This is a genomic window from Planctomycetota bacterium (genome assembly GCA_035574235.1).
GTDB lineage: Bacteria > Planctomycetota > MHYJ01 > MHYJ01 > JACPRB01 > DATLZA01.
Window position 1 is genome coordinate 1 of the sequence record DATLZA010000129.1, and the last position, 20112, is coordinate 20112.

A 20112-nucleotide genomic window follows, 5' to 3' on the forward strand; every position below is an offset into this window, starting at 1 on the left:
CATGTAGACGGCGACCACGGTTCCCGTGGCATGCGTCGTGTTCCCGAGCACGGTGCCGGCCACGCGGATCCAGACGACTTCGTAGACCAGACCGCACAAGCCGGATGCGAAGAAGAGAAGCAGCGCCGCGGTTTTCATGAACTGGAGTGTACCCGCCGAAAGGTCGGAATCCGGAAGATTCTGCGCGAAGCGCCACCGGTTGGCCCGGATTCCCGGATTCGTGCGCCCGCGGGGTACGAAGTCGAGCGCGTCGCCGGTCCGCCGCTGGTCGAGCGTCCCATCATGGCCGGGTTCGACGACCAGGGGCGTCTTTACGTGAGCGATTCCGCCGGGGTCAACCTGCGCTTTCCTCAGCTCTCGGAGGCGGCGCCTCATCGGATCGTGCGGCTCGCGCGGCGGTCTTCGCGTTTCGGGAAGGGCTCAGGGAGGGTCCGGCGCGCCGCGATCGAGGACATCCGCGAAGGCCGCACGTCGATCATGCCCGCGGGGCTGGACCGGCAGCTCGCTCGGGAGGAGTTGCGGGACCTTCCGGCCTTTCTGGCGTCGCTTTGTTAGGCCGGCCGGATCGCCGGCAGGCCGTGCATGTAGGGGCGCAGCGCCTCCGGGACGACGACGCTGCCGTCGGCCTGCTGGTAGTTCTCGAGGATCGCGATCACGGTGCGGGGAAGCGCCAGCCCCGATCCGTTGAGGGTATGGACGAAGCGCACCTTGCCGTCGGCGTCGCGGAAGCGCATGTTGAGGCGCCGGGCCTGGAAGTCCGTGAAGTTGGAACAGCTGGAGACCTCGAGCCATTTGTCCAGACCGGGCGCCCACGCCTCAAGGTCGTAGGTCTTCGCGCTCGCAAAGCTCATGTCGCCCGTGGACAGAAGCACGACGCGATAAGGCAGTCCGAGCCGCCGGAGAACCTCCTCGGCGTTGCCGGTGAGGGACTCCAGCTCGTCCCAGGAGCGTTCGGGGCGGACGAGCTTGACCATCTCAACCTTGTCGAACTGGTGGATGCGCTGCATGCCGCGGGTGTCCTTGGAGTAGGCGCCGGCCTCGCGGCGGAAGCAGGCGGTGTAGCTCGTGTAGTAGATGGGGAGCCGCGCGTGGGGCAGGATCTCGTCGCGGTGGAGGTTGGTGACGGGCACCTCGGCGGTCGGGATGAGCCAGAGCTCGTCGTCCCGCAGACGGTACATGTCTTCCTCGAGCTTGGGGATCTGGCCGGTGCCGTACATCGAGGCGCGGTTGGCGAGGTAGGGGGGCCAGATCTCGACGTAGCCGTGCTCACGAATGTGGAGGTCGAGCATGAAATTGATAAGGGCGCGCTCGAGGAGGGCGCCGGCTCCTTTGAGGAGAAGGAAGTTGGAGCCGGAAAGCTTGGCGGAGCGCTCCTCGTCGAGGATGCCGAGGTCGCGGCCCAGGTCCCAGTGGGGCTTGGGGGCGAAGTCGAAGCGGCGGGCGGCGGGAGAGAAGCCCTCGGGCCACGTGCGCACGACGACGTTCCCGCGCGCGTCGGGGGCGACGGGGACGCTTTCGTGGGCCAGGTTGGGAATCCACTGGAGCAGGTCTTCCAGCCGGCGCTCGAGGGCTTTCATTTCCTCCTCGCGCTGGCGGATCGATTCTTTGACGGCCTTGGACTCCGCCTGGGGGGCCGAGACGTCGGCCTTGGGATCCTTTTTCTTGAGGGCGGCGATCTCCTCGGAGAGGGCGTTGATGCGGGCGCGGGCGGCGTCCACGTCCTGTTGAAGCTTCTTTTTTTGTTCGTAGAGGCGGACGACGGCGTCCACGTCGGCGCGGCGTTCGTTCTTGCGGAGGGCGTTTTCCCGGACGGCCTGCGCGTTTTCGGCGATGAATTTGACGTCCAGCATGGGGCGCGATTGTAGGAGGCGGGGACCCGTTCTTTCAATACAAAAGGGTGGGGCGGATTACGGGTTTTTGCTTGACTTCCGCGGGGGCGCGGGTATTAATTGTGTCCTCTTAACCGAGGCACTTTTCGGAGCCTGACGTGCCCCCGAAAACCGAGACGAAGGAAACTGTCGCCCGGAGCCGCCGCCGCACGGTGGTGGGAGTGGTGATCGGCGACAAGATGCAGAAGACGATCAAGGTGCAGGTCGAGCGCCTGGTGCGCCATCCGGAGTTCGAGAAGACGCTGCGCAAGCACTACGTCTGCTACGCGCACGACGAGAAGCGGGAAGCGCGCCGGGGCGACAAGGTCGAGCTGATGGAGACGCGGCCGCTCTCCCGGCTCAAGCACTGGAGGCTGGTGCGGGTGCTGGAGCGCTCGGCGGCGGGGGCGGCCGCGCCGGACGCCCGCCAGGCGGCGCGTCCGGGAGGCGGGGCGGAGTCGTCCCAGGCCTGAGGGGGACCCATCCATGATCCAGCTCAAGACGATTCTCGACGTGGCCGACAACACCGGGGCGAAGCTCGCCTCATGTATTCAGATCCTCGGGGACTCCAAGCGCCGCTACGGCCGGATCGGGGACATCATCGTGGCCAACGTCAAGCGGGCGGATCCCGGGGCGGCGATCAAGCAGGGGGATGTGGTTCGAGGGGTGATCGTGCGGACGCGGGCGGCGGCCCGGCGCGAGGACGGCTCGTACGTGCGGTTCGACCGCAACGCGATGGTGCTTCTGGACAACGACGGAAATCCGCGCGGAACGCGCATCTTCGGGGCGGTGCCGCGGGAGCTGCGCAACAAGTTCATGAAGATCATTTCGCTGGCGGCGGAAGTCGTATGATCCGCAGAAACGACATTGTTCGGGTGATCGCCGGCTCCGAAAAGGGGAAGACGGGGAAGGTGCTTTCCGTGGACCGGAAGGCGGGGCGGGCGCTCGTCGAAGGGGTGAACCGGCGGTGGAAGCACCTGCGCCGGTCGCAGCAGCACCCGCACGGGGCGCGTATTCAGAAGGAAGCGCCGCTGGATCTTTCGAATCTTCAGCTTCTCTGCGGCTCCTGCAACAAGCCGACGCGGGCGGTCATGAAGCGCCTGGAGGATGGGGAGCGGGTCCGCATCTGCAAGAAATGCCGCCAGGCGGTGGCGGCCGAGGTCTGATGGCCAGATTGCTTGAACGGTACCGGACGGAAGTGGTTCCGCAGCTCCAGAAGGAGCTGGGCACGGAGAATCCCCACGCGCTTCCGCGGCTGGACAAGATCGTGGTGTCCATGGGCGTGGGGAAGGCCCTGGAGAACAAGAACCGCCTGGACGCGGCGGCGCGCGATCTGGCGACGATCACGGGCCAGAAGCCGCTGGTGACGCGGGCGCGCAAGTCGGTGGCGGGCTTCAAGCTGCGCAAGGGGCAGGAGATCGGCCTCAAGGTGACGCTGCGGGGCCGGAGGATGTACGAGTTCCTGGACCGGCTGATCACGATCGTGATGCCCCGCATCCGGGACTTCCGGGGGCTGTCCCCGAAATCCTTCGACGGGGCCGGCAACTACAACCTGGGCATCTCCGAGCAGGTGGTGTTCCCGGAGATCAACATCGACAAGATGGAGTTCGTCCAGGGGATGAACATCACGATCGGGGTGAAGGCGCGCAAGCCGGAACATTCGTTCGAGCTTCTGCGCCGGCTGGGGGTGCCGTTCCGGGCGTCGTGAGGCGGGCGGCGGGGCAAGGCGTTCATCAACGCGAGGGTTTTTGAGTCATGGCGAGTCTTCGGTGGCGGGTCAAGCAGAAGCGCACGCCCAAGTTCCGCGTGCGGGCGTACAACCGCTGCGAGATCTGCGGGCGCCGGCGCGGGTACTATCGGAAGTTCCACATCTGCCGCCTGTGCTTCCGGAAGCTCGCCAGCAACGCGGAGATTCCGGGGGTCCGGAAGGCCTCCTGGTAAGGGTATAAGGGAGCCGTTCGCATGCCGAGTTCGGATCCGGTCGGCGACATGATCGCCATGATCAAGAACGCCGCGCAGCGGCGCCATCCGCGTCTTTCGCTGCCGCACTCCCGGCTGAAGGAGGGGGTGGCGCGGGTGCTCCAGAAGGAGGGGTACCTCCAGGACGTCCGGGTGACCGCCGACGAGAAGCGGCCCCAGATCAAGACGCTGCATCTGTACCTCCGGTACGATGAGGACGGGGCCTGCGTGATCTCGGAGATCCGGCGGGTGTCGCGGCCGGGGTGCCGGATTTTCCGCGGCGTGGACCGGCTGGGCCGGGTGCTGGACGGCCTGGGAATCGCCGTTCTTTCGACGTCCAAGGGGATCCTGAGCGACCGCCAGGCGCGCCGGGAGCGCGTGGGCGGCGAAGTCCTCTGCAAGGTGTGGTGAGGTCATGTCGCGCCTCGGGAAAAAGCCGATCGATCTGCCGGAGAAGGTCAAAGTCAGCGTGGCGGGACAGACCGTCACGGCCGAAGGCCCTCAGGGGCGGCACGCGCTGACGCTGCCGGCGGAGGTGTCGGCCAAGGTGGAGGAGGGCAAGCGGGTCGTCGTTTCCTGCAAGGGACAGACCCAGCAGCAGAAGGCGCTCTGGGGGACCTGGCGCAGCCATGTGGCCAACCTGATCGAAGGGGTTTCGAAGGGGTACGAGAAGAGTCTGGAGATCAACGGGGTCGGCTATAACGCCAAGGTGCAGGGCGACAAGCTCGTAATGACGCTGGGCTTTTCGCATCCGGTGGAGATGACGATTCCCAAGGGGCTGGCGGTGGCGTGCCCCTCGCCCACCGCGATCGTGGTCAAAGGCGTGGACAAGCACCTGGTCGGGCAGTTCGCCGCCGAGGTTCGGGCCAAGCGCCCGGCGGAGCCCTATAACCTCAAGGGCATCAAGTACAAGGACGAGGCGGTGCGCCGCAAGGCGGGCAAGACCTTCGTCACCGGGGCGACTTAAGAGACGAGGCGGGGGCGACCGTGAACCTGATCCGAGCGCAGGAAAGGCGCAAGTGGGAGCGGCGGCAGCGCCGGTCCTGGCATGTGGGCAACCGCATCTTCGGAACGAAGGAGCGGCCGCGGCTGTCCGTCTACCGGAGCCATCGGCACTTTCATTGTCAGATCATCGACGACACGACGGGGCACACCCTGGCGGCGGCCTCGACCCTGATGAAGGACCTGCGCGGGCAGCTCAAGCACGGAGGCGACAAGAAGGCGGCGGCCCTGGTGGGGCAGAAGCTGGCCGAGGTCGCCCGGGCGAAGGGGATCACGCGGGTCGTGTTCGACCGGAATTTTTACCGCTTTCACGGGCGGGTGCGCGCGTTCGCCGAGGCGGCGGCGAAGGGGGGGCTGGAGTTCCTGGTGAACCCGGACAAGAAGGAGCGTGCGCCCAAGGCGGCCAAACCGGCCAAGCCGGAGAAGGCTCCCGCCGCCAAGCCCAAGGGCGAAGGAAAGCCCGCCGCCAAGGCGCCGGCGCCCAAGCCCGAATCCAAGTAGAGGTGACGGATGGCCGAAGTGCGTGAGCGGCGCGAGAGCCGCGCGGGCGAGGACCTGGAGGAAATCGTCGTCAAGGTCAAGCGCTGCGCCAAGGTGGTCAAGGGCGGCAAGCGCTTCAGTTTCAACGCGCTGGTCGTCGTGGGCGACCGGAAGGGCCGCGTGGGCTGGGGCTACGGGAAGGCCAACGAAGTTCCCTTCGCGGTCAACAAAGGCATCCAGGAGGGCAAGAAGAACCTGATCGAGGTGCCCGTGGTGCGCACGACGATTCCCCACGAGGTGCGCCAGAAGCACGGGGCGACGGAAGTCGTGCTCCGTCCGGCCTGCGAGGGAACGGGCATCAAGGCCGGCGCGGCCGCCCGGGCGGTCCTGGAGCTGGCCGGCATCCACAACGTCCTGTCCAAGGTGTTCGGCAGCACGAATCCCATCAACGTGGTCAAGGCCACGTTCGAAGCGCTCTGCCGGCTGCGGCCGATCGGTCGGGTCGAGGAGCTGCGGGGCGTGAAGCTTCGCGAGAAGACGTCGGAGGCGCCGGCGCCGGCCGCCGCGGCGGCGTCCTCCGGGGAGACGAAGGCATGAACCTGACCGACGCCCGGAAGTCGCGGATTCCGCGCAAGAAGAAGTTCCCCGTGGGGCGCGGCCACTCCAGCGGGCTGGGCAAGACCTGCGGGCGGGGGCGCAAGGGCCAGTACGCCCGCCAGGGTGAAAGGTTCCGGCCCTACTTCGAGGGCGGACAGATGCCCATGGTGCGGCGCCTGCCCAAGCGGGGCTTCAATAACGCCGCGTTCAAGACGGATTACGAGGTCGTCAACGTCGGACAGCTCGAGGCGGCGTTCGCCCCGGGCGCCACCGTGGACGAAGCGGCCCTCCGGGCCAAGGGCCTGGTCCGCCGGACGGCCGATGGAGTCAAGATCCTGGGCGAGGGGGAGCTCACGAAGAAGCTCGTCGTCAAGGCTCACGCGTTCACCCGGTCGGCCGAGGAGAAGATCGTGAAGGCCGGGGGGAGCGTGGAGCGCCTGGGCGCCGCGGCGCGGTAGGCCATGCAGATCCTTCAGTCGTTCCAGAATATCTTCAAGATTCCGGAGCTGCGCGCCCGGATCCTCTGGACGTTCGCGCTTCTGATCGTCTTCCGGCTGGGAACCCACATTCCGCTTCCGGGCGTGAGCCCCGAGGGCATCCGTTCGTGGGCCGAGCAGCTGGAGCGGGAGGGGGGCGATCTTTTCGCCATGCTCCAGGTGTTCACGGGCGGCGGGTTCCTGAACCTGGCGCTCTTTTCGCTCGGGATCATGCCCTACATCACGGCCTCCATCATCATGCAGCTCATGACCAAGGTGAGCCCGACGCTGGAGGCGATCGCCAAGGAAGGTCCCAGCGGGCAGCGCAAGATCCAGCAGTACACCCGCTACGCCACGATTCCGGTGTGCCTGATCCAGGGGTTTTTCGCGGCCCGGCAGCTCGCCCAGGCGAGCGCTCAGCAGGCCGCGCAGAGCGGGCTTCCGCTTTTGACGAGCACGGGCTTCGGGACCTCGTTTCTCCTGGTGCTCGGCATGACGGCGGGGGCGCTCTTTGTCATGTGGCTGGGGGAGCAGATCAGCGAGCGGGGGATCGGAAACGGCGCCAGCGTCCTCATCATGGCCGGGATCGTCGCGCGGATGCCGGAGACGCTCTGGGAGATGTACACCAAGGCCCGGGAAGGATACGGCACGGTCACCATGGGTTCCATCCTGGCCACGCTGGCGCTTTATCTGGCGGCCATCGTGGGGGTCGTCTTCGTGACGCAGGCCCAGCGGCGGATTCCGCTCCAGCACGCCAAGCACATCCGGGGGCGGCGGATGATGACGGGCGGCCGGAACTACCTCCCCCTGCGGGTCAACACGGCGGGCGTGATGCCCGTGATCTTCGCCTCGTCGCTTCTGATTCTGCCGTCGCTTCTTTCGTATATTCCCGGTCTGGGATTCATGAGGGATATCTTCCAGCGCGGGTGGTTCTTCTACACGATCTTCTACGTGACGATGATCGTGTTCTTCTCGTACTTCTGGACGTACCTTTTCATGAAGCCGTCGGAGATCGCTCTTCAGCTCAAGGAGGCCGGCAGCTTCGTGCCGGGGATCCGTCCGGGGGAGAATACGACCGCCTACCTCGACCAGATCCTTTCGCGGATCACGCTCTGCGGGGCGGTGTTCCTGTGCGTCATCGCGCTGCTTCCGGATCTTCTGTCGGTGGCGATGGGGGTGGACCGGTATCTGGTGTCGTTCCTGGGCGGCACGGGGATCCTCATCGTCGTGGGCGTGAGCCTGGACGTGGTCCAGAAGATCGAATCGTATCTGCTGATGCATCACTACGGCGGCTTCCTCGGGCCGGGGACGACGATCCGCGGGCGGCGGTAGACCGCCGCGGGGTCCTCCGGAGGCCGCCCGAAGGAGCCCGCGCGGGGCGGGCCTTCACCCAGGCTGCGGCCCGCGAAGGCGGGTCCGGGGGCAAACGTGAGGCTTCTGTTGATCGGCGCGCCGGGATCGGGGAAGGGGACCCAGGCCAAGCGGCTTGCCGAGGAGCGCGCCGTGCCCCACATCGCCACCGGCGACATTCTGCGCGAAGCGATCCGGCAGGACACCCCCGTCGGCCGCGAGGCCCGTCCCTACATCGCCGCCGGAGGGCTCGTCCCCGACGACATCATGATCCGGGTGATCGAAGAGCGCTTCGGACGCGCCGACGTGGCCGCCGGATACGTCCTGGACGGGTTTCCCCGGACGCTTCCTCAGGCGGAGGCGCTGGAGCGGCTGCTGGCACGCCTGGGGCGGCCGCTGGAGCGGGTGCTCCTGCTGGAATGCCCCGAGGAGACGGTGCTGGACCGGATCACGGGACGGCGGACGTGCGAGGTCTGCGGGATGCCCTACCATCGGCGCCACCGTCCCCCGAGGCGCGAAGGGGTGTGCGATCGGGACGGGGGCCGGCTTGTCCAGCGCGAAGATGACACGGAACCCAAGGCGCGACGGCGCCTGGAGAAGTACCGGGCGGAGACGGCGGCGGTGGTGCCCTTCTACGAGGCGCGCGGGATCCTGAGGCGGGTGGACGCGTCGCGGTCGCCCGACGAGGTCTACGGGGCGATCCTGGCGTCCGTGAAGGATCTCGGGGGGAGGGAATAGGCCGTGGCCCCCATCGTGAAGGAAGTCTGGGAAATCGACCTGATGCGGCAGGCGGGCCGCATCGTGGCGCAGGGGCTCAAGCTTCTGGCGGAGCATGTGCGGCCGGGGGTGACGACCGCCGAGCTCGACGCGCTCTACGAGCGGCACGTGCGCGAGTCCGGCGCGGTGCCCACCTTCAAGGGATACCGGGGGTTTCCCGCCTCGATTTGCGTCTCGATCAACGAGGAAGTGGTGCACGGGATTCCCTCGCCCCGCCGGGTTCTCAAGGAAGGGGACATTGTTTCCCTGGACGCCGGAGCGACGTACAAGGGGTACGTGGGGGACGCCGCCGTGACGCTCCCGGTGGGGAAGATTTCCCCGGCGGCCCGGCGGCTGATCGACACGACGCGCGAGGCCCTGGAGGAGGCGATCAAGCTCGTGGCGCCCGGCGTCGGGCTTTCGAAGATCGCCGCGACGATTCAGCGGTACGCCGAGAGCCGCGGCTACAGCGTCGTCAAGAAGTTCGTCGGCCACGGGATCGGCCGGCAGATGCACGAGGAGCCGCAGGTGCCCAACTACGTGGACGGGCTGCCGCTGGAGCAGTTCGAATACATCCTGAAGCCCGGCATCTGCATCGCCATCGAGCCGATGCTCAACGAGGGGACCGACGACGTGCGGACCCTCAAGGACAACTGGACGGTGGTGACGCGGGACCGGAAGCTGTCGGCCCATTTCGAGCACACGGTGGCGGTGACCGAGAAGGGGCACGAGGTCCTGACGCGGCTGGAGGACCCGGGGCGCGCTTGACACGGCGGGGTCGAATCCCTATAGTAGGCGTTCCGCCGCGGGGCGTTTTTCGGGAGTCCGATGGCCAAAGAAGAGCCGATCCGCGTGGAGGCGATCGTCAAGGAGTCGCTTCCGAACGCGATGTTCCGGGTGAGTCTCGTGAAAAATCCGAACCACACGGTGCTCACCCACGTGTCCGGGAAGATGCGGATGAATTTCATCAAGATCCTCCCGGGCGACAAGGTGATCGTGGAGATGAGCCCGTACGACCTGACCAAGGGGCGCATCATTTACCGGGAGCATTAGCCGCGGCCATGAAAGTCCGACCGTCGGTGAAGAGGATTTGCGAGAAGTGCCAGATCGTCCGGCGCAAGGGGCGCATCCGGGTGATCTGCGCCAATCCGAAACACAAGCAGAGGCAGGGGTAAGCGTATGGCGCGCGTCGCCGGAGTGGAGATTCCCGCCCAGAAGCCCGCGTGGGTGTCGCTCACGTACGTTTTCGGGATCGGCCCGACGCTGTCGCGGAAGATCCTGAAGGAGGCGGGCGTGCCCGAACAGACGCGGGTGAAGGACCTCACGGAGGACCAGCTGGCGCGGATCAACTCGATCGTGGACAAGAACTACGTGGTCGAAGGCGCGCTGCGCCGCGTCATCGCCCAGAACATTCAGCGTCTCAAGGATATCGGGTCCTATCGCGGGGCCCGGCACCGGCGGGGGCTGCCGGTGCGGGGCCAGAGGACGCGCTCCAACGCGCGCACGCGCAAGGGACCGCGCAAGACCGTAGCGGGCAAGAAGCAGCCCAAGTCGCCGACCTAGAGGAGGAGCGCCCGTGGCCGACGAGAAGGACAAGAAGGACGCCGCCAAGCCCGCCGAGGGGGCGGCCCCGAAGGCCGAAGAGAAGAAGGCACCGGCCCGAAAGGCCAAGAAGCTCGTGCCCAAGGCCATCGCCCACATTCAGGCGACCTTCAACAACACGATCATCACCATTACCGATCCCGCGGGGGACACGCTGTGCTGGGCGTCCGCCGGGACGATCGGCTACAAGGGGTCTCGGAAGTCCACCCCCTTCGCGGCCCAGAAGGCGGCCGAGAGCGCCGCGGAGAAGGCCCAGAAGTTCGGCGTCCGGGAGGTGGAAGTGCGCATCAAGGGCCCGGGGGCCGGGCGGGAGAGCGCGATCCGGGCGCTTCAGTCGGCGGGGCTGGAGGTCCGCGTGATCGAGGACGTGACGCCCCTGCCGCACAACGGCTGCCGGCCCCGGAAGAAGAGGAGAGTGTAAGCGATGGCGCGCATCACCGGAGCCAAGTGCCGGATCTGCCGGCGGCTGGGGACGAAGCTTTTCCTCAAGGGCACGCGCTGCGACACGCCCAAGTGCCCCATTGAGAAAGACAATAAGCCCCCCGGCCAGCACGGCGCCAAGCGCGTCCGGCTGACCGAGTACGGCATCCACCTGCGCGAAGTGCAGCGCGCCAAGAAGATGTACGGCGTCCTCCAGCGCCAGTTCCGCCGGTACTACGCCGAGGCCATCGCCAAGCCGGGCAACACCGGCGATTACCTCATCCAGACGCTGGAACGCCGCCTGGACAACGTGGTTTACCGGCTGCGCATGGGGACCTCGCGGGCGCACGCGCGCCAGCTCATCCTCCACGGCCACATCCGCGTCAACGGGCGCAAGGTCACGGTGCCTTCGTATCCCACGGACGCCGGGGACGTCATCGAGCCCGCGCGCCGCGAGCGCAGCGTCAAGATCGTCAAAGAGGCCCTGGCGCTCAAGAAGGACGTCGAGGTGCCTTCGTGGCTCAAGCTCGTCGAGGACCCGCCCCAGGGGACGGTGGTGTCCCTTCCGACGGCCCAGGAGCTTCAGGTGCCCGTGGAGTCCCAGCTCATCGTCGAATACATGTCGCGATAGACGTCGTGTCCGAGCGCCGGCCCGGACGGCCGGGCGCGCGCGGGCCTTCGCGCCCGCGGAAGCGCGCGCGTCCGTGCGGGCCGGCCAACCTGAGGAGCCGCGGTCATGAGAGTCCGCTGGAAGGAATTCGAGCTGCCCACCCGGGTCGCGCTGGACGAGAAAACGTCCACGCCCACCTACGGGATGTTCATCGCCGAGCCGTTCGAGCGCGGGTTCGGCACCACGATCGGAAATTCGCTGCGCCGCGTCCTTTACTCGTCCATCGAGGGAACCGCGGTCACCCACGTCAAGATCAAAGGGGCCGCCCACGAGTTCACGGCCCTCGAGGGCGTCGTCGAGGACGTCACCGACATCGTGCTCAATCTCAAACAGCTCGTCGTCAAGATCGCCGACGAGGGGCGCAAGACCCTGCGCCTGGACGTCCAGAAGAAGGGCCCCGTCAAGGCCGCCCAGATCGTGCCCGAGGCGGGCGTAGAGATCATCAACCCGGATCTGCACATCTGCACGCTGGCGGAGGACACGGAGTTTTCCGCCGAGATCACGGTGGCCAAGGGCCGCCGGTACGTGACCGCCGAGGAGCACTCCAAGGACGGGTCCGAGATCGGCGTGATCCCCGTGGACGCGAGCTTCTCGCCCGTCAAGCGCGTCCGGTACAAGGTCGAAAACACGCGGGTGGGGAAGCTCACCAACTACGAGCGCCTGATCCTGGAGATCTGGACGAACGGCACGATCTCCCCCGAGGAGGCTCTGACCGAGGCCTCCAAGATCCTCCGCAAGCATCTGAATCCCTTCGTCCAGTACTTCGAGCTGGGCCGGGAGCTTCAGGTCAACGAGAAGAAGGAGGAAGAGCTTCGCAAGAAGGAGCAGGAGAAGGAGGAGCTTCGCCAGAAGCTCTCGATGTCGATCTCGGAGCTCGACCTCTCGGTGCGCTCGGCCAATTGCCTGTCCAGCGAGCGGATCGAGACGATCGGGGAGCTCGTCTCGCGCTCCGAGGCGGAGCTTCTCAAGGTCCGCAACTTCGGCAAGACGTCCCTCCGGGAGGTCAAGAAGAAGCTGGCCGACATGGGGCTGTCGCTCGGCATGGACCTGGAGGGGATCTTCGGCAAGAAAGCCCCGTTCCCGGGATAGCGCCATGCGTCATCGACTCAAGGGCCGCAAGCTCGGACGGACCACCGCGCACCGGCAGGCGCTGGAGCGGAACCTCGTGCGGAGCCTCTTCACGTACGGCCGCGTGATCACCACGCTCGAGAAGGCCAAGGAGTTCCGGGGCACCGCCGAGCGGCTCATCCAGCTCGGCAAGAAGGGCGGACTGGCCAACTTCCGGCGGATCCTCCGCACCGTCCAGGACCGCGCGCTCGCCCGGAAGATCGTCGAGGACGTGGCCCGGCGCTTTCCCGACCGCCAGGGCGGCTACACGCGCGTCGTGCGGCTGGGGGGATCCCGCTGGGACGGCGACGGGCGCGGGCTTTACGCCTTCAACCGGCTGGGGGACAACGGCCGCAAGGCCATCTGGGAACTCGTGGTCCGCAAGGATCGCGAGGAGGAGATGAAGCTGGCCGGCGTCGGCGCGGCCGCCCGGGAGGCGGAGGAGGCCCGCCGCGCGGAGCGCAAGAAAGCCCGAGCGGGCGGAAGCGCTTCCCCCTAGATCCGCGCCGCGTTCGTCACCGGCGCAGGAGCGCCAGCGCGGCCCTCGTGTCGTCGGCGAACCGCAGGACCTTCGACAGGCCCAGGATGTTGAAGACGTCCAGGATCTCCGGGGGCGCGGCGGCGAAGACCACGTCTCCGTTGTGCTTGAGCGCGGTGTCGCGCGACCCGATGAAACACCCGAACCCGGCCGACGAAACGTAGCGGCAGCCCTTGAGGTTCACCACGATCCGGTAGATCCCCTTCCGGAAGATCTCGTCGATCGCCGCCTCGACCCGTCCGAAGTTGGACCAGTCCAGGGAGCCCTCGATCCGGATCTCCGCGACGCCGGGAGCGGCCTCCGAAACGTCCACTCGGATGTGTTCCGCATCGGCGTCGGACATGGTCGCTCCTCGGGATCCCCGCCCTTCGAGTATATCCCTCCCTCCGTCCGGCCGGGGAGGGCAAATCCGATCAGACCGGCATTCCTCCGGGTCCCAGCTCGACGTCGAAGAGCGCCTCCATCTGCCGGCGCAGGTCCTCGAGCTCCGCGTCCGAGATGGGCGGGTCGGGGATCTCCACGGTCTCGCCGTCCCACGATTTCTCCAGGCGCAGGCGGCCGTCGCGGGACCCCAAGAGGCGGACCCGGCGCTTGCGCGCCAGGAGAAGCGCCGTGAGGTAGGCGATCTTGGTCCGGGCGGGATCGTCGGAGGGCTTTTCGAGCAGCCTCTTGAAGAACTCCTGCATCGCGCCGACGTCCTCCAGGCGGCGGCGCTCCAGGCGCGGCATCCGGGTCTTCCAGAAGGAGAAGAGGTCCGGCCGCCGGTCCCAGCAGCTCAGGCAGACGTCGCGGCGTTCGAAGCGGGATTCGACCTCCGCGATCCCGGAGTAGTGCTCCTCCTCGGACCCGAAGGCGCGCCCGCAGACCGAACAGGCCCTCCCGCGGCGGGCGATCTTCCATTCCTCGGCGTGAAGCGTCATCGTTGCGGTTTCCCCGTCAACCTCACGTGTCCGGTGCCCAGCACCTCTTCTATATCGGCAAAAAACCGCGCGGAAGGCGACACGAAGTGTTCGTTGCCCGCCTTGACGAGCACGCGGTGACCCGAGGGGGTGTCCACCTCGAAGAAGACGGGGCAGGAGCCGGAGTGGGCCCGCAGGACGTCCTGAAGGCGCATGAGCAGGTCCTCGTCCAGACCCGCGCTGGCCACCGTGAGGCGCACGCTGCCGGCCAGGATCTCGGGCGCCTTCTCGACGGGCACCACCTGCGAGACCCGCAGGAGAGGCGTGTCCTCGCGGAAACCCACGCGGCCCGCCACGAAGACGATCGCGTCGTTGACGAGATGCTCGCGGTTGGCCCCGAAGTCGCCCGCGTAGCAGACCGCCTCGCAGCTTCCGGTCAGGTCGCCGAACTTGAAAAAGACGTACTTCTGGCCGGCGTTCTTTCCGGTCTTGGCGACCTGAACGCGCAGGCCGGAGATCATGCCGCCCAGGGTGACCTCCTGACCTTCCTCCAGGTCCGGGAGCCGGTCCACCGTGGCCGACGAGAGGCTGCGCAGGAGTTCTTCGTAGCGCACGAGCGGGTTCACCGTGACGTAGCAGCCCAGGGCCTCCTTTTCGTACGCCAGGAGGGTCTCCGGAGGCCACGGCGGGACGTCGGGCAGACGCTCCTCGGAACCGCCGTTCTGGGGCCCGTCGAACATCGACAGCTGTCCCGTCTTGCGATCGGCCTGCTTGAGCGCCCCCAGACGCAGCGCCGTCTCCAGGGCCTCCCAGAACTGCGCGCGATGGCCGCCCAGGCGGTCGAAGGCGCCGCATTTGACGAGCTGCTCGACCGCCTTCCGGTCGGCCGTCCGCGGATCCAGGCTCTCGCAGAACTGGAAGAGCGAGGAAAATCGACCGAGCCGCCGGCGGGCCTCGAGAATCCCCTGCACCGCCCGCTCTCCCACCCCCTTGACGGCGCCCAGGCCGAACCGGATCCTCCGTCCTTCGACCTTGAAGTCGAGGTCGCTCTCGTTGACGTCGGGAGGAAGCACCTCGATGCCGAGCTGCCGGCACTCCTCGATGTACTCGGCGAGCTTGTCGGTGTTTCCCATGGAGCAGGACATGAGCGCGGCCATGTACTCCACGGGATACTTCGCCTTGAGATAGGCCGTCTGGTACGAGACGATGCCGTAGGCGGCGCTGTGGGACTTGTTGAAGCCGTACCCCGCGAAGTAGGCCATGAGGTCGAAGATTTCGGTGGCCTTCTCCGCGGGAACTCCGTTCTTCCCGGCCCCCTGAATGAACTGCTCCTTGTACCGGGCCATGATCTCCGGGATCTTCTTGCCCATCGCCTTGCGGAGCCCGTCGGCGTCGGCCATCGAGAAGCCGGCCATCACGTTGGCGATCCGCATGACCTGCTCCTGGTAGAGGATGACCCCGTTGGTCTCCTTCAGGATCGGGTCGATCATCGGGTGGAGCGACTTGACGGGCTCCAGGCCGTGCTTGCAGCGGATGTACTGCTCCACCATTCCCGACTGCAGCGGCCCGGGGCGGAAGAGCGCGATCGTGGCGATGAGATCCTCGATCCGGTCGGGCCTCATCTTCTGCACGAGCTCGCGCATGCCGCGCGAGGTTTCGAGCTGGAAGACCCCCTTCACCGTGCCCCGGCCCAGCATGGCGAAGGTCTCGCGGTCGTCCAGCGGAATCCTGCCGAGGTCGACGTGTTCCCCGCGGGTCTTCTCGACGAGCTTGACCGCCCGGTCGAGAACCGTCAGCGTTTCCAGGCCCAGGATGTCCACCTTCAGGATCCCGAGCTTGGTGATCGCGTTCATGTCGTACTGCGTCATCACGGCCCCGTCCTGGACGTAAAGGGGCACGATGTCCTCGAGGGGCCGGTCGCCGATGACGACGCCGGACGCGTGCTTGCCCGCGTGGCGGGCGTTGCCCTCCAGCCGCAGCGCGATCTCCCAGACCTCCTTGAGGGCGGGGTTCTCGTCCAGCGCCTTCTGCAGGTCCGGCTCCATCCGCAGCGCGTCGGCCAGCGTGATGTCGAGGACCTTGGGGATCTTCTTGGCCAACTGGTCGATGACCTTGAGGTCCACGCCGAGCACCCGGCCCACGTCCCGCAGCACGGCCCGGGCCTTCATCGTGCCGTAGGTGATGATCTGGGCCACACGGTCCCGGCCGTATTTCTCGATGATGTAGTCGATGACGCGGCCGCGGTCCTCGTTGGAGAAATCCAGGTCGATGTCCGGCATCTCCTTGCGGGAGGGGTTCAGGAACCGCTCGAAGATGAGATCGTAGCGCAGGGGATCGATCGAGGTGATTCCCAGGCAGTAGCCCACGAGCGAGCCGGCCGCCGACCCCCGCCCGGGACCCACGCGGACGCCGTTCTCGCGCGCGAAGCGCCGCAGGTCCCAGACGATGAGGAAGTAGCTCGCGAACCCCATCTTGTCCATGACCGACAGCTCCTCGTCGAGCCGCCGGCTCACGGCCTCGGGGAGCGGATCGCCGTAGCGCTCCCGGGCGCCCTGGAACGACAGCTCCCGCAGATAGTCGACCGCCCGGGCGTACCCCGGCGGAAGGTCGAACGGGGGCAGATGGATCTCGTCGAAGCGCAGCTCCAGGGAGCACTGCTCGGCCACCTCGAGCGTCGTCCGGAGCGCTTCCGGAAGGTGCGCGAAGGCCCGCGCCATCTCCTCGGGGGACTTCACGTAGAATTCCGGGGTCGGCAGGCGCAGGCGGTCCGGATCCGAGACGAGGGATCCCGTGGACAGGGCCAGCAGCGCATCGTGGGCCTTCGCGTCGTCCCGGGCCATGTAGTGGGAGTCGTTCGTGGCCACGAGCTTCAGGCCCAGCTCGCGGGCCGCCCGCCGCGCCCCTTCCTGCAGCTTGCGTTCGTCCTCGAAGTCGTGGTTCTGGACTTCGAGGAAGAAGTGCTCGGGCCCGAAAATCTGGCGGTATTCGTCGGCGACACGCAGCGCGCGGTCCCAGTCCTCCGCCCGGCACGCCCGGCCGAATTCGGAGGAGGGACAGCCCGACAGCGCGATGAGCCCTTCGTGGTGACGGGCCAGCAGCTCCTTGTCCATCCGCGGCTTGTAGTAGAAGCCTTCGCGGAAGGAGGCGCTGGTGAGCTTGAGAAGGTTGCGGTATCCCTTCTCGTTGCGCACGAGCAGCGTCAGGTGGTACGCCGGCTCCTTGAGTCCCTTGACCTCCCGGCGCTCCAGGCGCGAGCCGGGCGCCACGTACGCCTCCATGCCCAGAATGGGCTTGACCCCGGCCTTGAGGGCGGCGTCGTAGAATTCGATCGCCCCGAACATGTTGCCGTGGTCGGTGAGCGCGCAGGCGCGCATGCCGAGCTGCGCCACCTTCTTGACGAGGTCCTGGATCTTGCAGGCTCCGTCCAGGAAGGAGTAATCGCTGTGGACGTGCAAATGGACGAACTCGGGGTTCACCGTGCGCGGATTATAAGGCCGCCCGCCGCGTGCGTCAAAGTCCCGTCCGGCCCTCCGGCGAGGTATCATACGGAAGGGCGGGGGCCGGGGGTGGGGCGATGGCCGGAAGACGCGCGGGAGAATTCACCACGGGCCAGGTGGCCCGCCTCGTCGGCACCAGCCGCACCACGGTCGCGCGCGCGATCCGCCGGGGGCTCGTGCGCGCCCGCCGGACGGCCGGCGGCTGGTACGTGCTTTCCCGCGAGGAAGTCCTGCACTTCCTCTGGGAACTCTCCTTCACCCGCACCGCGGCGCCCCACGTGCGCAAGGCGGCCGCCCGCGTCTACGCGCGCATGATCGCCGCCCCCCGCCCGCGGCCCCGGCGCTAACGGGCCTCCTTTCCTTCGATCGACCGGTTCATCGCCGCCACCATGGCCGCCGCCAGGGCCAGCCCCGCCAGCGCCGAAAGGAAGACCGACGCCTCCGCGTATTCCGGCAGCTCGAAATTCCGCACGTACTTGAAGACGCGCCCGGGCCGGCCTTCGAAAAGCAGCGTCCGGAGAAGCGCCCGCACGTTGTTGGTGACCGTGTAGGCGGCGAACTTCACCGGCCACCAGGTCACCATGAGCTCCCAGAAGAAAACGGGCGCCACCGCCGCCGTCATCGCCCCCCTCGGGTGCCGGAACGCGAAGCCGCACGTCATGGCGTATCCCAGCGCGATCACGATCCCCGCCCCTCCCGCGAGCGTGCAGACGCCGACGTCGCGCGCCAGGGTCGGGAACGGCCCCCCGGCCGCCCGCGCCGCCAGCGCGGTCAATAGCAGGCTCGCGCCGAGGAGAGCCCCGAGCGCCGCCGCGGTCACCCCCGCCTGGACGAGCACGGTCAGCCAGCGGGGAAGCGCCGACAGGAACAGATACCCCGCCGTCCCGTCCTCGATTTCCCCGGACGAAAGGGAAAGCCCGTAGATCACGCCCAGGAGGTAGACGACGAACCAGAGCGTCACGTAGAAGACGATCTGGCGGAACACCTCCGGCGCGCGCGCCTCGGGCGCCAGCGCGGCCACCAGAGCCAGGACGGGCGGCAGGCCCAGAAGAAACGCCGCGGCCGCCGCGCGCCGGCCGGAGCCGAAGGTGCGCAGCGTCAGGCCCGCCAGTCCCAGAATCGCGCGGATCATTGCGTCAGGTATCGGAACACCGCCTCCAGGCCCTCGTCCGGGGAGTGAATCTCCTCGATCGGCAGGTCCGCCTCCAGCGCCAGCCGCGGCAGCTTCGCGTAGAAGACGTCCGGCTCCGGCGTGCGCACCCAGAGCGTTCCGTCCTCGAAGCGCACCTCCACCACTTCCGGCTCCCGCGCCAGGAGCGAGGCGAGATCCCGCGGGCGCGGCGTCCGCAGCCGCACGGAGTGGGGATGCCGGTCCAGGAGCGAGCGGATTTCCCGCACGTCCCCTTCCGCCACGAGCCGCCCCCGGTGGATGAGCACGATCCGCCGCGTGAGCTGCTCGATCTCGCGCAGGACGTGGCTGGAGACCAGAACGCTGCGGCCCTCCGCGGCGAAGGACTTGATCAGAGCGATCAGGTCCTGGCGGACGAGGGGATCGCAGCCCGTCAGGGGTTCGTCGAGCACCAGAAGCTCCGGTCCGTGGGCGACGGCCTGGGCGAGCTTGAGGCGCTGGCGCATCCCGCGGCTGTATCCGGCGATCCGGCGGTCGGCCACCTCCGCGAGGCGGACCCGCTCAAGGGCCTCCGTCGCGGCGCGCGCGGCGTGGCGCACCCCGCGCAGACGGGCCAGAGCCGTGACGAACTCGCGTCCCGTCAGGCCCTCCCAGAAGCCGTCGTGCTCGGGACAGTGGCCGATCCGGCGCGCCAGGCGCGGGTTGTTCCAGGGACGCTCCCCGAGGACGCGGATCCGCCCGGACGATTCCTGCATGAGGCCGATCACGATCCGCAGGAACGTGCTCTTGCCCGCCCCGTTGGGGCCGAGAAGTCCGGTGATCCCCGGCGGCACCGAGAGCGTGACGTCGTTGAGCGCGATCACGCGCCCGTACCACTTGTTCAGGCGCTCCGCCTGGAGGATCATTCGCCCTCCTCCGCCGCCCGCAGGCGCCAGGCCGTCACGGCCAGGGACACCAGCGTCACGCCCCCGAGGATGAGGAGCGGTTCCTCCCACCCGCAGGCCAGAACCGGATCCGTGCGCTGGCGCGCCGGATAAAGGAGGTCGCCCAGGTGCGCCGTCAGCCGCACCCAGGAAATCATGCGGCACCACTCGCGGTCGAGAAGGTTCGTCAAAGCCTCGCTGAACGCCCAGCTGGAGAAGAAGAGCGAAGCCCAGAGGAGCCCCGCCACCTGGGCGCTCCGGGTGAGCGACGAACAGGCCAGGACCGCCGCCGTCATGGGAACGACGATGACGAGCGAGTGGAGCGTGATCGCGCCCAGGTCCGCCAGGCGCTGGCCGAAGGTGAGCTTCTCGGAACCCATGCCGAGCTGGCCGAGAAAAAGCGCCACCCCGGGACCCCAGGTGGCCGCCATGAGGAATCCGGCCAGCGCCAGGAACTTTCCGGCGAGGTAATCCCGCCGCCGGATGGCCCGGGAGAAGTACATTACGATCGCCCGATGCCTGAGGTCGCGCGCGATGAGGGAGGCTCCGACCGTCGTCGAAAGGACCATGAGGATCATCGAGAAGAGGAAGTTGTTGTAGAAGCCTTCGCGGTAAAGGCGGTTGCCGAAGGCGTAGGGCACGACCACCTGCTGCGAGGCGGCGATGAAAAGGATCAGAAGCCAGCTTCCGACGACGACGAAGGAAAGCGCCACGACCAGAAGCGTCCGCCGGCTCCGAAAGGCCAGGGCGAGATCCATCCACGCCATCGCCGCCACGCGCCGCGCGCGCGACGTGTACGTTCCGGACCAGGGCCGGTAGGACGGGTCGTAAACCGCCAT

General features: G+C 67.6%; 29 protein-coding genes. 22 read left to right on the forward strand and 7 right to left on the reverse strand.

The window, feature by feature from the left end:
- Positions 1–282: 282 nt before the first annotated feature.
- The gene (locus VNO22_11725; protein HXG62040.1) at positions 283–555 is read left to right on the forward strand and encodes a hypothetical protein; all 273 of its coding nucleotides are present in this window, start codon (positions 283–285) and stop codon (positions 553–555) included.
- Here the strand turns inward: VNO22_11725 and serS are convergent.
- Positions 552–1850: a serine--tRNA ligase gene (gene serS / locus VNO22_11730; protein HXG62041.1), complete on the reverse strand. Its 1299-nt coding sequence runs from the start codon at positions 1848–1850 to the stop codon at positions 552–554. The two genes, VNO22_11725 and serS, sit on opposite strands and share 4 nt — an antisense overlap.
- A 137-nt stretch (positions 1851–1987) precedes the next feature.
- Here serS and rpsQ point away from each other — a divergent pair, with 137 nt between their 5' ends.
- The 20 genes from rpsQ to rplQ all read left to right on the forward strand — a co-directional run bounded on the left by rpsQ (position 1988) and on the right by rplQ (position 12786).
- Positions 1988–2341 carry a 30S ribosomal protein S17 gene (gene rpsQ, locus VNO22_11735; protein HXG62042.1) on the forward strand — a complete coding sequence of 118 codons (354 nt, stop codon included), beginning with the start codon at positions 1988–1990 and terminating at the stop codon, positions 2339–2341.
- 13 nt (positions 2342–2354) lie between these two features.
- Entirely contained in the window at positions 2355–2720 is a 366-nt protein-coding gene (gene rplN / locus VNO22_11740; GenBank protein HXG62043.1) for a 50S ribosomal protein L14, read from the forward strand.
- The gene (rplX, locus tag VNO22_11745; GenBank protein HXG62044.1) at positions 2717–3034 is read left to right on the forward strand and encodes a 50S ribosomal protein L24; all 318 of its coding nucleotides are present in this window, start codon (positions 2717–2719) and stop codon (positions 3032–3034) included. Before rplN ends, rplX begins: the two co-directional genes overlap by 4 nt.
- Positions 3031–3576: a 50S ribosomal protein L5 gene (rplE, locus tag VNO22_11750; protein ID HXG62045.1), complete on the forward strand. Its 546-nt coding sequence runs from the start codon at positions 3031–3033 to the stop codon at positions 3574–3576. The genes rplX and rplE overlap by 4 nt, the downstream gene beginning before the upstream one ends.
- A 47-nt stretch (positions 3577–3623) precedes the next feature.
- Entirely contained in the window at positions 3624–3809 is a 186-nt protein-coding gene (locus VNO22_11755; protein ID HXG62046.1) for a type Z 30S ribosomal protein S14, read from the forward strand.
- Positions 3810–3830: 21 nt separating this feature from the next.
- A complete protein-coding gene (rpsH, locus tag VNO22_11760) occupies positions 3831–4238 on the forward strand; it encodes a 30S ribosomal protein S8 (protein ID HXG62047.1) in 408 nt (135 codons plus the stop codon).
- Positions 4239–4242: 4 nt separating this feature from the next.
- On the forward strand, positions 4243–4794 hold the full coding sequence (gene rplF, locus VNO22_11765) for a 50S ribosomal protein L6 (GenBank protein HXG62048.1): 552 nt from the start codon (positions 4243–4245) through the stop codon (positions 4792–4794).
- Positions 4795–4814: 20 nt separating this feature from the next.
- Positions 4815–5330, forward strand: coding sequence for a 50S ribosomal protein L18 (gene rplR, locus VNO22_11770; protein HXG62049.1), 516 nt, complete (start codon positions 4815–4817; stop codon positions 5328–5330).
- A gap of 9 nt (positions 5331–5339) precedes the next feature.
- The gene (gene rpsE / locus VNO22_11775; GenBank protein HXG62050.1) at positions 5340–5906 is read left to right on the forward strand and encodes a 30S ribosomal protein S5; all 567 of its coding nucleotides are present in this window, start codon (positions 5340–5342) and stop codon (positions 5904–5906) included.
- Positions 5903–6364: a 50S ribosomal protein L15 gene (gene rplO / locus VNO22_11780; protein ID HXG62051.1), complete on the forward strand. Its 462-nt coding sequence runs from the start codon at positions 5903–5905 to the stop codon at positions 6362–6364. Before rpsE ends, rplO begins: the two co-directional genes overlap by 4 nt.
- 3 nt (positions 6365–6367) lie before the next feature.
- The gene (gene secY, locus VNO22_11785; GenBank protein ID HXG62052.1) at positions 6368–7714 is read left to right on the forward strand and encodes a preprotein translocase subunit SecY; all 1347 of its coding nucleotides are present in this window, start codon (positions 6368–6370) and stop codon (positions 7712–7714) included.
- Positions 7715–7810: 96 nt separating this feature from the next.
- Positions 7811–8470, forward strand: a complete 660-nt coding sequence (locus tag VNO22_11790; GenBank protein HXG62053.1) for an adenylate kinase — start codon at positions 7811–7813, stop codon at positions 8468–8470.
- 3 nt (positions 8471–8473) lie between these two features.
- Entirely contained in the window at positions 8474–9256 is a 783-nt protein-coding gene (gene map / locus VNO22_11795) for a type I methionyl aminopeptidase (protein ID HXG62054.1), read from the forward strand.
- A 60-nt stretch (positions 9257–9316) separates the two neighbouring features.
- Entirely contained in the window at positions 9317–9541 is a 225-nt protein-coding gene (gene infA, locus VNO22_11800; protein HXG62055.1) for a translation initiation factor IF-1, read from the forward strand.
- Between the two features lie 8 nt (positions 9542–9549).
- Positions 9550–9663 carry a 50S ribosomal protein L36 gene (gene rpmJ, locus VNO22_11805; protein HXG62056.1) on the forward strand — a complete coding sequence of 38 codons (114 nt, stop codon included), beginning with the start codon at positions 9550–9552 and terminating at the stop codon, positions 9661–9663.
- A gap of 4 nt (positions 9664–9667) precedes the next feature.
- Positions 9668–10051 carry a 30S ribosomal protein S13 gene (gene rpsM / locus VNO22_11810; GenBank protein ID HXG62057.1) on the forward strand — a complete coding sequence of 128 codons (384 nt, stop codon included), beginning with the start codon at positions 9668–9670 and terminating at the stop codon, positions 10049–10051.
- Positions 10052–10064: 13 nt separating this feature from the next.
- Entirely contained in the window at positions 10065–10511 is a 447-nt protein-coding gene (gene rpsK, locus VNO22_11815) for a 30S ribosomal protein S11 (GenBank protein ID HXG62058.1), read from the forward strand.
- A 3-nt stretch (positions 10512–10514) separates the two neighbouring features.
- Positions 10515–11141: a 30S ribosomal protein S4 gene (gene rpsD / locus VNO22_11820; GenBank protein ID HXG62059.1), complete on the forward strand. Its 627-nt coding sequence runs from the start codon at positions 10515–10517 to the stop codon at positions 11139–11141.
- Positions 11142–11246: 105 nt separating this feature from the next.
- Positions 11247–12269 carry a DNA-directed RNA polymerase subunit alpha gene (locus VNO22_11825; GenBank protein HXG62060.1) on the forward strand — a complete coding sequence of 341 codons (1023 nt, stop codon included), beginning with the start codon at positions 11247–11249 and terminating at the stop codon, positions 12267–12269.
- A gap of 4 nt (positions 12270–12273) precedes the next feature.
- Positions 12274–12786, forward strand: a complete 513-nt coding sequence (gene rplQ / locus VNO22_11830) for a 50S ribosomal protein L17 (GenBank protein HXG62061.1) — start codon at positions 12274–12276, stop codon at positions 12784–12786.
- 16 nt (positions 12787–12802) lie between these two features.
- On the opposite strand, the gene VNO22_11835 is transcribed toward rplQ, so the two are convergent.
- The 3 genes from VNO22_11835 to dnaE all read right to left on the reverse strand — a co-directional run bounded on the left by VNO22_11835 (position 12803) and on the right by dnaE (position 17200).
- Positions 12803–13168, reverse strand: coding sequence for an STAS domain-containing protein (locus VNO22_11835; GenBank protein HXG62062.1), 366 nt, complete (start codon positions 13166–13168; stop codon positions 12803–12805).
- A gap of 70 nt (positions 13169–13238) precedes the next feature.
- A complete protein-coding gene (locus VNO22_11840; protein HXG62063.1) occupies positions 13239–13745 on the reverse strand; it encodes a hypothetical protein in 507 nt (168 codons plus the stop codon).
- Positions 13742–17200 (reverse strand): DNA polymerase III subunit alpha, encoded by a 3459-nt coding sequence (gene dnaE / locus VNO22_11845; GenBank protein ID HXG62064.1) that lies wholly within the window; start codon positions 17198–17200, stop codon positions 13742–13744. Before dnaE ends, VNO22_11840 begins: the two co-directional genes overlap by 4 nt.
- Before the next feature lie 98 nt (positions 17201–17298).
- On the opposite strand from dnaE, the gene VNO22_11850 reads away from it, so the two are divergent.
- Positions 17299–17568, forward strand: coding sequence for a helix-turn-helix domain-containing protein (locus VNO22_11850; GenBank protein HXG62065.1), 270 nt, complete (start codon positions 17299–17301; stop codon positions 17566–17568).
- On the opposite strand, the gene VNO22_11855 is transcribed toward VNO22_11850, so the two are convergent.
- From VNO22_11855 to VNO22_11865, 3 genes are read right to left on the reverse strand one after another with little or no spacing between them, the layout of a single operon-like run.
- Complete coding sequence (locus tag VNO22_11855; GenBank protein HXG62066.1) at positions 17565–18353, reverse strand: hypothetical protein; 789 nt, start codon at positions 18351–18353, stop codon at positions 17565–17567. The two genes, VNO22_11850 and VNO22_11855, sit on opposite strands and share 4 nt — an antisense overlap.
- Entirely contained in the window at positions 18350–19255 is a 906-nt protein-coding gene (locus VNO22_11860) for an ABC transporter ATP-binding protein (protein HXG62067.1), read from the reverse strand. Before VNO22_11860 ends, VNO22_11855 begins: the two co-directional genes overlap by 4 nt.
- Entirely contained in the window at positions 19252–20112 is an 861-nt protein-coding gene (locus VNO22_11865) for an ABC transporter permease subunit (protein ID HXG62068.1), read from the reverse strand. Before VNO22_11865 ends, VNO22_11860 begins: the two co-directional genes overlap by 4 nt.

Excerpts from the sequence above, each read along its gene's own strand:
- VNO22_11725 (HXG62040.1), top strand. The coding sequence starts at position 283 with ATGGCCGGGTTCGACGACCAGGGGCGTCTTTACGTGAGCGATTCCGCC.
- serS (HXG62041.1), bottom strand. The coding sequence starts at position 1,850 with ATGCTGGACGTCAAATTCATCGCCGAAAACGCGCAGGCCGTCCGGGAA.
- rplN (HXG62043.1), top strand. The coding sequence starts at position 2,355 with ATGATCCAGCTCAAGACGATTCTCGACGTGGCCGACAACACCGGGGCG.
- rplX (HXG62044.1), top strand. The coding sequence starts at position 2,717 with ATGATCCGCAGAAACGACATTGTTCGGGTGATCGCCGGCTCCGAAAAG.
- VNO22_11755 (HXG62046.1), top strand. The coding sequence starts at position 3,624 with ATGGCGAGTCTTCGGTGGCGGGTCAAGCAGAAGCGCACGCCCAAGTTC.
- rpsH (HXG62047.1), top strand. The coding sequence starts at position 3,831 with ATGCCGAGTTCGGATCCGGTCGGCGACATGATCGCCATGATCAAGAAC.
- rplF (HXG62048.1), top strand. The coding sequence starts at position 4,243 with ATGTCGCGCCTCGGGAAAAAGCCGATCGATCTGCCGGAGAAGGTCAAA.
- rpsE (HXG62050.1), top strand. The coding sequence starts at position 5,340 with ATGGCCGAAGTGCGTGAGCGGCGCGAGAGCCGCGCGGGCGAGGACCTG.
- rplO (HXG62051.1), top strand. The coding sequence starts at position 5,903 with ATGAACCTGACCGACGCCCGGAAGTCGCGGATTCCGCGCAAGAAGAAG.
- secY (HXG62052.1), top strand. The coding sequence starts at position 6,368 with ATGCAGATCCTTCAGTCGTTCCAGAATATCTTCAAGATTCCGGAGCTG.
- infA (HXG62055.1), top strand. The coding sequence starts at position 9,317 with ATGGCCAAAGAAGAGCCGATCCGCGTGGAGGCGATCGTCAAGGAGTCG.
- rpmJ (HXG62056.1), top strand. The coding sequence starts at position 9,550 with ATGAAAGTCCGACCGTCGGTGAAGAGGATTTGCGAGAAGTGCCAGATC.
- rpsM (HXG62057.1), top strand. The coding sequence starts at position 9,668 with ATGGCGCGCGTCGCCGGAGTGGAGATTCCCGCCCAGAAGCCCGCGTGG.
- rpsD (HXG62059.1), top strand. The coding sequence starts at position 10,515 with ATGGCGCGCATCACCGGAGCCAAGTGCCGGATCTGCCGGCGGCTGGGG.
- VNO22_11825 (HXG62060.1), top strand. The coding sequence starts at position 11,247 with ATGAGAGTCCGCTGGAAGGAATTCGAGCTGCCCACCCGGGTCGCGCTG.
- rplQ (HXG62061.1), top strand. The coding sequence starts at position 12,274 with ATGCGTCATCGACTCAAGGGCCGCAAGCTCGGACGGACCACCGCGCAC.
- VNO22_11835 (HXG62062.1), bottom strand. The coding sequence starts at position 13,168 with ATGTCCGACGCCGATGCGGAACACATCCGAGTGGACGTTTCGGAGGCC.
- VNO22_11840 (HXG62063.1), bottom strand. The coding sequence starts at position 13,745 with ATGACGCTTCACGCCGAGGAATGGAAGATCGCCCGCCGCGGGAGGGCC.
- VNO22_11850 (HXG62065.1), top strand. The coding sequence starts at position 17,299 with ATGGCCGGAAGACGCGCGGGAGAATTCACCACGGGCCAGGTGGCCCGC.
- VNO22_11855 (HXG62066.1), bottom strand. The coding sequence starts at position 18,353 with ATGATCCGCGCGATTCTGGGACTGGCGGGCCTGACGCTGCGCACCTTC.
- VNO22_11860 (HXG62067.1), bottom strand. The coding sequence starts at position 19,255 with ATGATCCTCCAGGCGGAGCGCCTGAACAAGTGGTACGGGCGCGTGATC.
- VNO22_11865 (HXG62068.1), bottom strand. The coding sequence starts at position 20,112 with ATGGCGGTTTACGACCCGTCCTACCGGCCCTGGTCCGGAACGTACACG.